The sequence below is a fragment of the Pseudomonas sp. Leaf48 genome (genome assembly GCF_001421885.1).
In the GTDB taxonomy this organism is placed as follows: Bacteria; Pseudomonadota; Gammaproteobacteria; order Pseudomonadales; family Pseudomonadaceae; genus Aquipseudomonas.
In genome coordinates this window covers 61,714-76,050 of the sequence record NZ_LMLH01000011.1, presented here as the reverse complement: position 1 = coordinate 76,050, position 14,337 = coordinate 61,714, and the positions used below count along the sequence as shown (strand labels likewise).

The following is a 14,337-nucleotide window of genomic DNA, read 5'->3' as shown; positions in this document are numbered from 1 at the left end:
CTCAGGCCGCGCCTAATTACTCGAACCAGTGGGCTCGGGCGGCCATGATCAACTTGCCGGCACGATCATCGTCAATGCCGTCGATGTCGAGCAGGTCGTCAATAGACTGCTCGGCCAGGTCTTCGCGGGTAATTACGCCGCGCACCGCCAGTTCCATCGCCAAATCCTTGTCCATACCCTCAAGCGAGAGCAGGTCTTCGGCCGGATGGGCGTCTGCCAGCTTTTCCTCAGTAGCGATGGCTTTGGTCAACAAACGATCCTTGGCACGAGCGCGAAGCTCGTTGACGGTATCTTCGTCAAAGCCGTCGATGTTGAGCATTTCTTCCAACGGTACGTAGGCAATCTCTTCCAGGCTGGTGAAGCCTTCATCTACCAGCACCTGTGCCAGATCTTCGTCGACTTCCAGCTCGTCGATGAAGTTGCGCAGGATGTCGCCGGTTTCTGCTTGCTGCTTAGCCTGGATGTCCGATTCGGTCATCACGTTCAGGGTCCAGCCAGTCAATTGGCTCGCCAGACGCACGTTCTGACCACCGCGACCGATGGCCTGAGCCAGATTGTCTGCGCCGACGGCGATGTCCATTGCATGGGCATCTTCGTCAACGATAATTGCCGCAACCTCAGCCGGGGACATGGCGTTGATCACGAACTGAGCCGGGTTGTCGTCCCAAAGAACGATATCAACACGCTCACCGCCCAACTCACCCGACACTGCCTGGACGCGCGAACCGCGCATACCGATGCAAGCGCCCTGTGGGTCGATGCGTTTATCCTTGGAGCGAACGGCGATCTTGGCGCGCGAACCCGGGTCACGGGACGCAGCCATTACTTCGATCAGGCCTTCAGCAATTTCCGGCACTTCGATGCGGAACAGCTCGATCAGCATTTCCGGCGCGGTACGCGACAGGATCAGCTGAGGGCCGCGGTTCTCGGTGCGGATTTCCTTGAGCAGCGCACGCAGACGCACGCCAACCCGGAAGGTTTCGCGAGAAATGATGTCTTCACGAGCCAGCAACGCTTCGGCGTTGTTGCCCAGATCGACGATCACGTTGTCGCGGGTCACTTTTTTCACGGTGCCGGAGATGATTTCACCCAGGCGCTCGCGGTAAGCGTCAACAACCTGGGCGCGCTCGGCTTCGCGAACCTTCTGCACGATGACCTGCTTGGCAGTCTGTGCAGCGATACGTCCGAACTCGATGGACTCGATCTTCTCTTCGACAACGTCACCGACCTTGGCGCCAGGATGCGTTTGGGCAACCTTGCTTGGCCAGGTTTCGATAGCCGGGTCGTCCAGGTCTGCTTCCTCGACGACCGTCCAGCGACGGAATGTCTCGTAGGCACCGGTGTGGCGATTGATTTCCACACGCAGATCGACTTCGTCCTCGAACCGCTTCTTGGTAGCAGTGGCCAGGGCCAGCTCCAGCGCTTCAAAAATAACGTTTGCCGGTACACCCTTTTCGTTGGATACCGACTCAACAACCAGCAGTACTTCTTTGCTCATCGTACGCCTCGCCTTTCGCAAGCCATTGGATCCGCGGGATCCGCAGTATCTGGCACGCCTCAGTCAAAACTGGGAATAATGTTGGCCTTGTCGATCATATCGATCGGCAACAGGAACTCATGGTCTTCAACCTGCACCACGACATCCTGCTCTTCTACGCCGCGCAGAAGGCCCTGAAAGTTGCGTCGTCCTTCAAAAGGCGAGCGCAGCTTGATCTTCACTTGTTCACCGGCAAATTTTGCAAACTGCTCAATAGTGAACAGAGGGCGTTCCATGCCAGGCGAGGAAACTTCAAGGGTGTATTCAACGGAGATTGGATCTTCAACATCCAGTACACCGCTGATCTGACGGCTGACAATGGCGCAATCGTCCACCAGCACACCGCCCTCTTTATCGATATAAACGCGCAACATTGAGTGGCGACCCTGGGCCGAGAACTCAATACCCCAGCATTCATAGCCTAGGGCCACGACCACCGGGGCCAGCAAGGCCTGCAACTCTTCTAGCTTGCTCGACACCTGAACCCCCTAGTGCATGTATGTGCATGCTTTGCAAAATAAAAAAATGGGCGAAACGCCCATCCTTGAAACGCCGTCGAACAGCGGCGTTGAAAGTGTCCAGCTAACAAAAAGCCCCTGAAAAGGGGCTCCTTAAACTGGTTGCGGGGGCCGGATTTGAACCGACGACCTTCGGGTTATGAGCCCGACGAGCTACCAGACTGCTCCACCCCGCGACAAAGCTGGGGCGGAAGTATACGACCGATCCCCTACAGGGTCAATGTAACCTTCCACCTGCAAGAAAGCCCGCAACAGCGGGCTCTCCTGACTAATTGGTACCGAGAAGGGGACTCGAACCCCTACACCCTATGGGCACAACCACCTCAAGGTTGCGTGTCTACCAATTCCACCACCTCGGCAATACTACGTTTGAAACCCTTCTTACTTCTGCTCTTGAGCTGGAGGCACGTCAGTCGCTGGAGTAGCCGACTTTTGCTCTTGAAGCACCGGGACATCATCAGAAGCCGGTTGTTGCTTTGGAACTTCCAACACCGCTGGATTTGGCAAACCTACCTGAGTCAGCTCTTGAGCCTTCTCTTTAGCAAAGTAACCTAACCCTAAGCTGGTTATGAAGAAACCTGCGGCAAGTATAGCAGTAAACTTACTAAGAAAGGTAGAGGAACCTTGGCTTCCGAACACAGTATTTGAAGCACCTGCTCCGAAAGACGCACCAGCATCCGCACCTTTACCCTGCTGCAGCAAAACCAGAGCTACTACGCCCAATGCACCCAGCAGATGAAAAACGACTACGACTGTTTCCAGCATTTTTTCAGTTTCCCGCGGCGCGACAAATCGCACCGAACTCATCTGCATTCAGGGAAGCCCCACCAATGAGACCCCCATCGATATCCGGCATGCCGAACAGTTCGACCGCATTGGCCGCCTTCACGCTGCCGCCGTATAGAAGCCGCACACCTTGTGCGACTTCAGAATTCTCTGCCGCCAACTGAGCGCGGATGGCTGCGTGCACATCCTGCGCCTGTTGCGGCGAAGCAGTCAGCCCGGTGCCAATGGCCCAGACCGGCTCGTAAGCAATTACTGCATTAGCAAAGACACCGACACCCAGCTCGTCGATGATGCTGCCCAGCTGATGCGAGACGACTTCAACAGTCTTCCCCGCTTCGCGCTGCTCGAGGGTCTCCCCTACACACAACACCGGAATCAAGCCACTTGCCTGTGCCGCTGCAAACTTGCGGATCAGCGTTGCGTCCTGCTCGCCCATAATCTGGCGGCGCTCAGAGTGCCCGACAAGCACCAGGGAACAACCTGCATCCACTAACTGACTTGGCGAAACCTCACCGGTCAGCGCACCTTGTCCGGATTCCACCGCAGAGTTCTGCGCGCCGACCGAAATCGACTTTCCTTTAACGCCATCAACCACTTGGCTGATATGCAACAAAGGCGGGAATACCGCTACATCAACACCGCTCGGCAAGGCCAAGTCACGAAGGCCGTTGATCAGCTCAGCGACGCTGGCGCGGGTACCGTGCATCTTCCAGTTACCAGCTACCATAGGGCGACGCATGCTGTACCTCGTCGGTCAAAGTGGGCGCAGATGTTACCCAACACAAACAAGGCTGGCAAGCCGAATTCAGGCAGAAACTTCAGTAACCAGTTTTGCCAGCTCTTCGGCGTAGCCGCGAACCACGTTTTCGTCTTCGCCTTCGACCATGACACGCACCAGCGGCTCGGTCCCGGATTTGCGCAGCAGCACGCGTCCGCGCCCCGCCATCGCACGGGTTACGCGCTCGCTGGCCTCCTTGACCGACGCATGCTCGAGAGGGTTCGTACCACCACCGAAACGCACATTGATCAGCACCTGAGGGCACTTGCGCAGCGCCTGCCGGGACTGCGCCAGGCTTTCGTCACGGTTTCTGAGCGCCATCAACACTTGCAGCGCCGCGATGATAGCGTCACCCGTGGTGGTATGACTGAAGCACACGACATGCCCCGAGTTCTCACCCCCAACGATCCAGTTGCGCTCCAGCAATTCGGCAATCACGTAGCGGTCGCCGACATTGGCCCGCACAAACGGAATACCCAGATCGGCCAAGGCCAGTTCCAGCCCCAGGTTACTCATCAGGGTTCCGACTACACCGCCTTGCAGCTTGCCCCGCTCATGCAGGTCGCGGGCAATGATGAACAGCAGTTCATCGCCATCCACCACCGCACCGGTGTGATCGACCATCTGTACGCGGTCGCCATCACCATCGAAGGCAATACCCAGATCAGCATGCTCGGCCACGACAGCTGCCTGCAGCGGCCCCATATGGGTCGAACCGCAATTGTCGTTGATGTTCAAGCCATTAGGCTGGGCAGACAGCACGACAACTTCGGCGCCCAGTTCACGGAATACACTCGGCGCCACCTTGTAGGTCGCACCGTGAGCGCAGTCGATCACGACTTTCAGGCCGGAGAAGACGGTGCCGGTCGGCACGCTGCTCTTGCAGAATTCGATATAACGGCCCGAGGCGTCGTTGATCCGCGATACCTTGCCGATCTTGCTCGACTCAACCACAGTCATCGGGGTATCGAGCAGTTCTTCGATCATCAACTCGACTTCGTCCGGCAGCTTGGTGCCCTTGCCGGAGAAAAACTTGATGCCGTTGTCATCATGCGGATTGTGCGAGGCACTGATCACGATACCGGCTTCAGCATGAAAGGTGCGCGTCAGATAGGCGATGGCCGGTGTCGGCATCGGACCGAGGAGCATCACATCCGCACCTGCCGAGGTCAGCCCTGCCTCAAGCGCCGACTCGAACATATAACCGGAGATCCGGGTGTCCTTGCCTACCAATACCTTGCAGGCGCCCATCTTGCGGAACGCCATGCCCGCAGCCCAGCCCAGCTTGAGCATGAAGTCCGGAGTGATCGGGTATTGACCGACACGGCCACGAATACCATCGGTGCCAAAGTATTTTTTGCTCATAAGTGCTCCATCATTCTTATTCGGCTGACTCGACTGCGGCGATCATTCGCACCACGTCTACTGTTTCAGCTACATCGTGGACGCGCAATATACGCGCTCCTTTCACCGAAGCCAGCGCCGCAAGCGCAAGACCGCCATACAGCCGCTCTCCCACCGGACGACTCAATGCCTGACCGATCATGCTTTTTCGCGACACCCCTACCAGCAGGGGCCGCCCCAAGGCATGCAGGGCTTCCATATGTTTAAACAAGCTCAGATTGTGCTCCAGGGTCTTGGCAAAGCCAAAACCCGGATCAAGAATGATCCGCTCCGGTGCAATGCCAGCCAATGAACACTGGGCCATGCGCTCGGCGAGAAACTCACCCACTTCTCTCGTAACATCCTGATACTGCGGATTATCCTGCATGTCACCCGGCTCACCAAGCATATGCATCAGGCATACGGGCAATCCGGTAGCAGCCGCAGCATCCAGCGCACCCTCACGGCGCAGCGAGCGCACATCATTGATCAACCCGGCGCCCAGGCGGGCAGCCTCGCGCATGACGGCAGGCGTAGAGGTGTCGACCGAGATAATCACATCCAGCTCGCGATGAATGCGCTCGACGATCGGCGCTACACGCTCAAGCTCCTCCAGCGGTGATACCGCCCTGGCACCTGGCCGCGTCGATTCGCCGCCAACGTCGATCAGCGTTGCGCCGGCCGCCACCATCGCCTCGGCATGGCGCAAGGCCGCATCGAGCTGGCTGTATTGGCCACCATCGGAAAAGGAGTCAGGAGTGACATTGAGAATACCCATGACATGCGTCTGGGCCAAATCAAGAACCCGGTTGCCGCAAGGCAACCGGGTCGAGGACTGAACAGAAGTCATTTAGAACCTTAAACGTCAGCAGCAGGGCCGCCGATTGGTGTTTCCGGACGTTCATCCTGCACTACAGGAGGCGTTCCGGAGGTACCGGTGCCTCCCGACCAGTCGCGAGGCTCGCGAGGTGGTCGACCTGCCATGATGTCGTCGATCTGCTCGGCGTCGATTGTTTCGTACTTCATCAAGGCATCGGCCATGGCATCGAGCTTGTCACGGTTGTCCGTGAGGATCTGCTTGGCTGTGCCGTAGCATTGATCAATGATGCTGCGCACTTCGGAGTCGATCAGCTTGGCTGTTTCACCGGAGAAGCTGGCAGCCTGACCGCCACCGCCGCGACCGAGGAACACTTCACCCTCTTCTTCGGCGTACATCAACGGACCGAGTTTCTCCGAGAGACCCCACTTGGTCACCATGTTCCGCGCAATCTGACTGGCACGCATGATGTCGTTGGAAGCGCCCGTGGTCACCCCATCGAAGCCCAGGGTCATCTCTTCAGCGATACGACCGCCGTACAGCGAGCAGATCTGACTGATCAGCGCACGCTTGGACAGGCTGTAACGATCTTCTTCCGGCAGGAACATGGTGACACCCAGCGCACGACCGCGCGGGATGATCGACACCTTGTACACCGGGTCATGCTCTGGCACGACGCGACCGACGATAGCGTGGCCTGCTTCGTGATAAGCGGTGTTCTGCTTCTCTTTCTCGGACATGACCATGGATTTGCGCTCGGCACCCATCATGATCTTGTCTTTGGCCAGTTCGAACTCTTTCATTTCAACGATGCGCTTGCCGGCACGGGCAGCAAACAGCGATGCCTCGTTGACCAGGTTGGCCAGGTCGGCACCGGAGAAGCCCGGGGTACCGCGAGCGATCACTGCCGGAGCGACGTCGTCACCCATCGGCACTTTGCGCATGTGCACCTTGAGAATCTGCTCGCGACCACGGATATCCGGCAGACCGACCACAACCTGACGGTCGAAACGGCCCGGACGCAGCAGTGCAGGGTCCAGTACGTCAGGACGGTTGGTCGCGGCAATCACGATGATGCCGTCATTCATTTCAAAGCCATCCATCTCCACCAGCAACTGGTTGAGAGTCTGTTCGCGCTCGTCGTGACCACCACCCATGCCGGCACCACGGTGGCGACCGACGGCATCGATTTCGTCGATGAAGATGATGCATGGCGCGTGTTTCTTGGCCTGTTCGAACATGTCTCGAACGCGGCTGGCGCCAACACCTACGAACATTTCAACGAAGTCGGAACCGGAAATGGTGAAGAACGGCACTTTCGCTTCACCGGCGATGGCCTTGGCCAGCAAAGTCTTACCGGTACCCGGAGGGCCGACCATCAGCACGCCACGGGGAATGCGGCCGCCCAGGCGCTGGAACTTGCCCGGATCACGCAGGAACTCGACCAGTTCGCCGACTTCTTCCTTGGCTTCGTCACAACCGGCGACGTCCGCCAGGGTAGTTTTCACCTGATCCTCGGAGAGCAGGCGTGCCTTGCTCTTGCCGAAACTCATCGGCCCACCCTTGCCACCGGCTCCGCCCTGCATCTGCCGCATGAAGAACATGAACACGGCGATGATCACCAGGATCGGGAAGCTGGCGACCAGTAGCTGGGTCCAGATGCTTTGCTGCTCAGGCTGCTTGCCTTCGACCACGACGTGGTTGTCCACCAGGTCGCCGATCAGGCCGTTGTCCTGGATAGCCGGACGGATGGTCTTGAAGCTGTCGCCATCAGTGCGTTTGCCGGTAATCACGTAGCCATCAACCGCTACGCGCTCGACTTTGCCATCCTTGACCTGCTGGATGAAGTCGGAATAGTTGAGGGTCTGCGGCTCGTTAGGGCTGGAGAAGTTGTTCATCACTGTCACCAGGACAGCCGCGATGATCAACCACAGGATCAGATTCTTTGCCATATCGTTCAATTAACTACCCTCTGAAGCAAGCGCCGCTGGTGGCGCGCGCCTCGCATGATATTCACCGGCCTAACTTACTACATTACCTACGACTTGGCAGGCGCCGTCTGTAACCCTTTGTGAAACACTTCCTACACAATATTCGCTAATTCCCACAAGGCGAAATACGAAAATCCTATCGCCCTGCAAAAAAAACCTCGTTTTACTCACTACGGCCGCGGTAGCCCCAGGCCAGCATGTATTGCTCGCGGGAACTGCCTCGGGAAGAGTCCGGCTTCATCATTTGGACCTTGTCGAATTTCAGACGAGTGTCCTTCACGTAAGCATCGAACCCTTCGCCCTGGAAAACCTTGATCACGAAATTACCACCGGGCTTGAGTATCCGCTCCGCCAGATCAAGCGCCAGTTCGCAAAGGAACATGGCTTTTGGCATATCCACGGCAGGCGTACCACTCATATTGGGGGCCATATCGGAAATCACAAGGTCCACCTGCGAATTACCCACGGCTTCAAGGATCCGCGCGAGCACTTCGTCCTGGGTGAAGTCGCCCTGGATGAAATTAACGTCCGGGATGCTGTCCATTTCCAGGATGTCCGAGGCGATCAGACGCCCCTGACCACCGATCAGGCGGCTGGTGACCTGCGACCAGCCACCGGGCGCCGCACCCAGGTCGACAACGCTCATGCCCGGACGGATCAGCCTGTACTTCTCCTGAATCTCCAGAAGCTTGTAACTCGCACGCGAGCGGTACCCATCCTTCTGCGCCTGTTTCACATAGGGATCATTGACATGTCTTTTCAGCCACTCAAGGCTTGTCTTGGAACGCGCCATTGGGCACCTCGTTGATAAGGGTCGTGATTAGTTGGGCGGATCCACGAACCCTCGGGTAAAATGGCCGCCATTTTACAGAATCCAGACGAAAGGGTCAGATTATGCCGCTCACTCAAGAGCAGAAGAAACAGTACAAATCCATTGGCCACCACCTGAAACCAGTATTGATTGTGGCTGATAACGGTTTGACTGAAGGTGTGTTAGCCGAATTTGAACGCGCTTTGGCGGATCACGAGCTGATCAAGATCAAGCTCAACATCCTCGATCGCGAATCGCGCCTGGCAGCCATTGCAGAACTGTGCAAGGTCGGCAAAGCGGACCTGGTTCAAGTCATCGGCAAGATGGCACTGGTTTACCGCAAGAACTTCAGCGTCAACAAGCAGCTGTCGAACGTCCATCGCTTCAAGTGATGACAAGGGTCAAGGGTGTGCTTCGCGCACCCTGCCACTCCATTCAGGAGCAGGCGCCCCTACCAGCATTAGCCCGCCATAGATCGACAAGGCCCTCGGCCCTTACCAGCACCAAAGCCTGAAAAATCACACACGCTGCGGCAATTCTCGCCATCAGCGCTTTCAGCATGCCTGCAATATCTTCGATTCCCAGCCCGAAACATCTGAGCCAGCCACCAAAGCAAGGCGCCCGCACGAGGCGGGCGCCAACCTTCAGACGTGGCGAACTTCGACGATCTCGTACTCGATTACGCCGCCAGGCGTTTTCACGGCAACCACATCACCCTCTTCCTTGGCAATCAAGGCACGGGCCAGTGGCGAACCCACCGAAATCTTGCCGAGTTTGAAGTCTGCCTCGTCCTCACCCACGATGTGGTAAGTCACGCGCTCATCAGTCTCGACGTTGGCGATTTCAACGGTGGTGCCGAAAATCACTTTGCCAGTATGAGGAATAGTCGTGACATCAATGATGACCTGATTCTGAATCCGGCCTTCGATGTCACGAATACGCGCCTCGACCATACCCTGCTGCTCGCGAGCAGCGTGGTATTCGGCGTTTTCCTTCAAGTCACCCAACTCGCGGGCCGTACCGATGTCCTGGCTGAGCTTCGGACGAACGACCTTGGTCAGGTGAGTGTGCTCTTCTTCCAGGGCGCGAGCGCCCTGAACAGTCATTGGGTACTTCGTTATGCTCATGCCTTCAATCCTGCGTGTAGATCCTGCAAGCGACGCACGGTCTTCTCGGGACCGAACTTCAGCGCTTCACAGATGGCTTCGCCAGCAGCAATGGTGGTGGTGCAGTAAATCTTGTGCTGCAGGGCATTGCGACGAATGGAGTACGAATCAGCGATCGACTGACGACCTTCGGTGGTGTTGATGATCAGGGTGACTTCGTCATTCTTGATCATGTCGACCACGTGCGGACGACCTTCGGTCACCTTGTTCACACGGCGCACTTTCAGGCCAGCAGCTTCGATCAGCTTGGCAGTACCGGCAGTGGCAACCACTTCGAAGCCCAAGTTGATCAGATCACGGGCCACGCCTGCAACCAGCGGCTTGTCGTCGTCACGCACGCTGATGAACGCGGTACCGCCGGTCGGCAGCACTTCGCTGGCGCCCATCTGGGCCTTGGCGAACGCTTCGCCGAAGGTGTCGCCCACGCCCATCACTTCACCGGTGGACTTCATCTCTGGGCCCAGGATCGGGTCCACGCCAGGGAATTTGGCGAATGGGAACACCGCCTCTTTCACGCTGTAGAAGTTCGGAATGATTTCCTTGGTGAAACCGATTTCCTTCAGGGTTTTACCGGCCATGACGCGAGCCGCGATCATTGCCAGGGAAACGCCGATGCACTTGGATACGAACGGCACGGTACGGGAAGCACGCGGGTTGACTTCGATGACGTAGATGTCGTCGCCTTGCAGCGCCAACTGTACGTTCATCAGGCCGACCACGCCCAGTTCCAGGGCCATTTTCTTGACCTGTTCGCGCATCTCGTCCTGGATGTGCGCCGGCAGCGAGTAAGGCGGCAGCGAGCATGCGGAGTCACCGGAGTGAACGCCGGCCTGCTCGATGTGCTGCATGATCGCGCCGATGACTACATCCTTGCCGTCGCAAACCGCATCCACGTCCATTTCGATGGCGCAGTTGAGGAAGTGGTCCAGCAGCACCGGGCTGTCGTTGGACACTTGAACCGCTTCGCGCAGGTAGCGCTTGAGTTCTTCTTCTTCGTAAACGATTTCCATCGCACGACCGCCCAGAACATAGGACGGACGCACCACCAGCGGGTAACCGATCTTGGTGGCTGCACGAATCGCTTCGTCTTCGCTGCGCACAGTGGCGTTTGGCGGCTGACGCAGGTTCAGGCGCTGGACCATTTGCTGGAAGCGCTCGCGGTCTTCGGCACGGTCGATGGCATCAGGGCTGGTGCCGATGATCGGCACGCCAGCAGCTTCCAGGGCGCGAGCCAGTTTCAACGGGGTTTGGCCGCCGTACTGGACGATCACGCCTTTTGGCTTCTCGACGCGTACGATTTCCAGCACGTCTTCCAGGGTCACTGGCTCGAAGTACAGGCGATCGGAGGTGTCGTAGTCGGTGGAAACGGTTTCCGGGTTGCAGTTGACCATGATGGTCTCGTAACCGTCTTCGCGCAGCGCCAGCGCCGCGTGTACGCAGCAGTAGTCGAACTCGATGCCCTGGCCAATGCGGTTCGGACCGCCGCCCAGGATCATGATCTTGTCGCGGCCCGACGGCGCGGCTTCGCACTCTTCTTCGTACGTCGAGTAGAGGTACGCGGTGTCAGTGGCGAATTCGGCAGCACAGGTGTCGACGCGCTTGTAGACCGGGAAGATTTCCAGCTTGTGACGGTGAGCACGCAGGGCCTTCTCGGTCACACCCAGCAACTTGGCCAGGCGCATGTCGGAGAAGCCTTTGCGCTTGAGGCGGAACATCAGGTCGCGGTCGATGCTGGTCAGACCCAGGGTCTTGACCTTCTCTTCGTCCTTGATCAGATCTTCCATCTGCACCAGGAACCAAGGATCGATCATGGTCATGCTGAAGATTTCATCGACAGTCATGCCCGAGCGCATGGCGTCCGCCACGTACCAGATACGCTCGGCGCCCGGCACGGTCAGCTCGCGCTTGAGCACGCTCATGCTTTCCGGGTTGCTCAGGTCAACCTTCTCGTCCAGGCCGCAAACACCGACTTCCAGCCCGCGCAGGGCTTTCTGCAGGGATTCCTGGAAGGTACGGCCGATGGCCATGACCTCACCCACCGACTTCATCTGAGTGGTCAGGCGGGCGTCAGCCTTGGCGAATTTCTCGAAGGCGAAACGTGGCAGCTTGGTGACGACGTAGTCGATGGACGGTTCGAAGGACGCCGGGGTCTTGCCGCCGGTGATGTCGTTCGACAGCTCGTCCAGGGTGTAACCCACAGCCAGCTTGGCCGCGACCTTGGCAATCGGGAAACCGGTAGCTTTCGAAGCCAGGGCCGAAGAACGCGATACCCGCGGGTTCATCTCGATCACGACCATGCGGCCAGTGTTCGGGCAGATACCGAACTGAACGTTCGAACCGCCGGTTTCCACGCCGATCTCGCGCAGTACCGCCAGGGAGGCGTTACGCAGGATCTGGTATTCCTTGTCGGTCAGGGTCTGTGCAGGAGCCACGGTGATCGAGTCACCGGTGTGCACACCCATCGGGTCGAAGTTTTCGATCGAGCAGACGATGATGCAGTTGTCCTTTTTATCGCGGACAACTTCCATTTCATATTCTTTCCAGCCGATCAGCGATTCGTCGATCAGCAGTTCCTTGGTCGGCGACAGGTCGAGACCACGGGCACAGATTTCTTCGAACTCTTCACGGTTGTAAGCGATACCGCCACCGGTGCCGCCCATGGTGAAGGACGGACGGATGATGCACGGGAAGCCGAGCTTCTCGAGAACCGCGTTGGCCTCTTCCATGCTGTGGGCGATACCGGAGCGCGGGCACGCCAGGCCGATGGATTTCATCGCCTTGTCGAAACGCGAACGGTCTTCAGCCTTGTCGATGGTGTCGGCGTTGGCACCGATCATCTCTACGCCGAACTTCTCCAGAACGCCTTCGCGCTCCAGGTCCAGGGCGCAGTTCAGAGCAGTCTGGCCGCCCATGGTCGGCAGCAGCGCGTCCGGACGCTCTTTCTCGATGATCTTGGCAACGGTCTGCCACTTGATCGGCTCGATGTAGGTGGCATCGGCCATGGCCGGGTCGGTCATGATGGTGGCCGGGTTGGAGTTCACCAGGATGACGCGGTAACCCTCCTCGCGCAGGGCTTTGCAGGCCTGGGCGCCGGAGTAGTCGAATTCGCAGGCCTGGCCGATTACGATCGGGCCAGCGCCGAGAATCAGGATGCTTTTAATGTCTGTACGTTTTGGCATGGGTTTGTCACTCAAATCCGCAGGTCAGTCGGCAAGCCGTCTTGTTCAATCTGTGAAGCCTTGAGGGGGCCGCCGGTTTCGGGACCACCCTCAAGCTTTGCTACATCAGGGCGAGCGATCAGCGTCGCTTGGCCATCTCGTTGATGAAGCGATCGAACAATGGCGCTACGTCGTTCGGGCCAGGGCTGGCTTCAGGGTGACCCTGGAAGCTGAAGGCGCTCTTGTCGGTACGCTCGATCCCTTGCAGGGTGCCGTCGAACAGCGATTTGTGGATCGCGCGGACGTTGGCTGGCAGGGTCGCTTCGTCTACGGCAAAACCGTGATTCTGGCTGGTGATCATCACTACACCGCTGTCCAGATCCTGGACCGGGTGGTTGGCACCGTGGTGGCCGTGGCCCATTTTCAGGGTCTTGGCGCCGGAGGCCAGAGCCAGCAGTTGGTGACCGAGGCAGATGCCGAACACCGGGATCTCGGTTTCCAGTACTTCCTTGATTGCCTTGATCGCGTAGTCGCATGGCTCAGGGTCGCCCGGGCCGTTGGACAGGAACACGCCGTCCGGCTGCAGAGCCAGCACATCGGCAGCAGGCGTTTGCGCAGGCACGACGGTCACGCGGCAACCGCGCTCGACCAGCATGCGCAGGATGTTCACCTTGACGCCATAGTCGTATGCCACGACGTGGTATGGCAGCTCGGAGGCTTCGATGGTCGCGTGACTGTCGGTTTTCAGATCCCAGACGGTCGAGCGCCACTCGTAGCTTTCCTTGGTGCTGACGACTTTCGCCAGGTCCATGCCTTTGAGGCCAGGAAAACCCTGGGCAGCGGCGATGGCGGCTTCTTCGGAAATGTTGTCACCGGCCATGATGCAGCCGTTCTGCGCGCCTTTTTCACGCAGGATACGTGTCAGGCGGCGGGTGTCGATACCGGCGATGGCCACAACGTTGTTGGCCTTCAGATAGTCAGACAGGGACATCGTGTTACGCCAGTTGCTCGCAACCAGTGGCAGGTCACGAATGACCAGGCCAGCCGACCAGACGCGGTTCGACTCGGCATCTTCCGGGGTAGTACCGGTGTTGCCGATGTGCGGGTAGGTCAGGGTAACGATCTGTTGGGCGTAGGAAGGATCGGTAAGGATTTCCTGATAGCCGGTCATTGCGGTGTTGAACACCACCTCACCAACGGTTTGACCGTCGGCTCCAATGGCTTCGCCGCGAAAAATGCTGCCATCAGCAAGGGCGAGTATGGCTGGCTTAGTCAAGAAGACCTCCCGTAAATAAAGCCTGAAAGGGCGATCGCAGGTTGTAAAAAAGCGGAGTGACGTATGGACACGTCACCCCGCTTCTTCACTGAATTATTCTGCGCGCTTTTAGTGGA

Annotated in this window: 12 protein-coding genes, 2 tRNA genes and 1 pseudogene; 1 reads left to right on the top strand and 14 read right to left on the bottom strand. The window is 58.1% G+C overall.

The annotated features are described in order from the left end of the window. Positions 1-16: 16 nt before the first annotated feature. The 10 genes from nusA to rlmE form a co-directional block, all read right to left on the bottom strand. Positions 17-1,498, bottom strand: coding sequence for a transcription termination factor NusA (nusA, locus tag ASE98_RS09970; protein WP_060541201.1), 1,482 nt, complete (start codon positions 1,496-1,498; stop codon positions 17-19). A gap of 59 nt (positions 1,499-1,557) precedes the next feature. Further along, positions 1,558-2,016, bottom strand: a complete 459-nt coding sequence (gene rimP, locus ASE98_RS09965; protein WP_038843818.1) for a ribosome maturation factor RimP — start codon at positions 2,014-2,016, stop codon at positions 1,558-1,560. Between the two features lie 138 nt (positions 2,017-2,154). Next, positions 2,155-2,231 (bottom strand) — tRNA-Met (locus ASE98_RS09960). Between the two features lie 97 nt (positions 2,232-2,328). Then, a tRNA-Leu gene (locus ASE98_RS09955) sits at positions 2,329-2,414 on the bottom strand. A gap of 22 nt (positions 2,415-2,436) precedes the next feature. Continuing rightward, on the bottom strand, positions 2,437-2,820 hold the full coding sequence (gene secG / locus ASE98_RS09950; protein WP_060541200.1) for a preprotein translocase subunit SecG: 384 nt from the start codon (positions 2,818-2,820) through the stop codon (positions 2,437-2,439). A 4-nt stretch (positions 2,821-2,824) separates the two neighbouring features. Next, on the bottom strand, positions 2,825-3,580 hold the full coding sequence (gene tpiA / locus ASE98_RS09945) for a triose-phosphate isomerase (protein WP_060541199.1): 756 nt from the start codon (positions 3,578-3,580) through the stop codon (positions 2,825-2,827). Between the two features lie 66 nt (positions 3,581-3,646). Next, positions 3,647-4,984 (bottom strand): phosphoglucosamine mutase, encoded by a 1,338-nt coding sequence (gene glmM / locus ASE98_RS09940; protein ID WP_060541198.1) that lies wholly within the window; start codon positions 4,982-4,984, stop codon positions 3,647-3,649. Positions 4,985-5,000: 16 nt separating this feature from the next. After that, positions 5,001-5,852 carry a dihydropteroate synthase gene (gene folP / locus ASE98_RS09935; RefSeq protein ID WP_060541197.1) on the bottom strand — a complete coding sequence of 284 codons (852 nt, stop codon included), beginning with the start codon at positions 5,850-5,852 and terminating at the stop codon, positions 5,001-5,003. A gap of 8 nt (positions 5,853-5,860) precedes the next feature. Continuing rightward, positions 5,861-7,771, bottom strand: coding sequence for an ATP-dependent zinc metalloprotease FtsH (ftsH, locus tag ASE98_RS09930; protein ID WP_060541196.1), 1,911 nt, complete (start codon positions 7,769-7,771; stop codon positions 5,861-5,863). Positions 7,772-7,973: 202 nt separating this feature from the next. Then, the gene (gene rlmE, locus ASE98_RS09925) at positions 7,974-8,603 is read right to left on the bottom strand and encodes a 23S rRNA (uridine(2552)-2'-O)-methyltransferase RlmE (protein ID WP_060541195.1); all 630 of its coding nucleotides are present in this window, start codon (positions 8,601-8,603) and stop codon (positions 7,974-7,976) included. A gap of 101 nt (positions 8,604-8,704) precedes the next feature. Between rlmE and ASE98_RS09920 the strand changes: the two genes are divergently transcribed. Continuing rightward, positions 8,705-9,013, top strand: coding sequence for a YhbY family RNA-binding protein (locus ASE98_RS09920; protein ID WP_060541194.1), 309 nt, complete (start codon positions 8,705-8,707; stop codon positions 9,011-9,013). 9 nt (positions 9,014-9,022) lie between these two features. On the opposite strand, the pseudogene ASE98_RS27175 reads toward ASE98_RS09920, so the two are convergent. The 4 genes and pseudogenes from ASE98_RS27175 to carA form a co-directional block, all read right to left on the bottom strand. Then, a pseudogene (locus tag ASE98_RS27175) lies at positions 9,023-9,237 on the bottom strand (hypothetical protein). A gap of 28 nt (positions 9,238-9,265) precedes the next feature. Then, the gene (gene greA / locus ASE98_RS09915; RefSeq protein ID WP_046038757.1) at positions 9,266-9,742 is read right to left on the bottom strand and encodes a transcription elongation factor GreA; all 477 of its coding nucleotides are present in this window, start codon (positions 9,740-9,742) and stop codon (positions 9,266-9,268) included. A gap of 2 nt (positions 9,743-9,744) precedes the next feature. Next, on the bottom strand, positions 9,745-12,966 hold the full coding sequence (gene carB / locus ASE98_RS09910; protein ID WP_060541193.1) for a carbamoyl-phosphate synthase large subunit: 3,222 nt from the start codon (positions 12,964-12,966) through the stop codon (positions 9,745-9,747). Positions 12,967-13,084: 118 nt separating this feature from the next. Continuing rightward, entirely contained in the window at positions 13,085-14,221 is a 1,137-nt protein-coding gene (carA, locus tag ASE98_RS09905; RefSeq protein ID WP_060541192.1) for a glutamine-hydrolyzing carbamoyl-phosphate synthase small subunit, read from the bottom strand. Between the last annotated feature and the right edge of the window lie 116 nt (positions 14,222-14,337).

Coding starts and splice junctions, on each gene's coding strand:
- rlmE (WP_060541195.1), bottom strand. CDS start 8,603: ATGGCGCGTTCCAAGACAAGCCTTGAGTGGCTGAAAAGACATGTCAAT.
- secG (WP_060541200.1), bottom strand. CDS start 2,820: ATGCTGGAAACAGTCGTAGTCGTTTTTCATCTGCTGGGTGCATTGGGC.
- ftsH (WP_060541196.1), bottom strand. CDS start 7,771: ATGGCAAAGAATCTGATCCTGTGGTTGATCATCGCGGCTGTCCTGGTG.
- glmM (WP_060541198.1), bottom strand. CDS start 4,984: ATGAGCAAAAAATACTTTGGCACCGATGGTATTCGTGGCCGTGTCGGT.
- nusA (WP_060541201.1), bottom strand. CDS start 1,498: ATGAGCAAAGAAGTACTGCTGGTTGTTGAGTCGGTATCCAACGAAAAG.
- ASE98_RS09920 (WP_060541194.1), top strand. CDS start 8,705: ATGCCGCTCACTCAAGAGCAGAAGAAACAGTACAAATCCATTGGCCAC.
- folP (WP_060541197.1), bottom strand. CDS start 5,852: ATGACTTCTGTTCAGTCCTCGACCCGGTTGCCTTGCGGCAACCGGGTT.
- tpiA (WP_060541199.1), bottom strand. CDS start 3,580: ATGCGTCGCCCTATGGTAGCTGGTAACTGGAAGATGCACGGTACCCGC.
- carB (WP_060541193.1), bottom strand. CDS start 12,966: ATGCCAAAACGTACAGACATTAAAAGCATCCTGATTCTCGGCGCTGGC.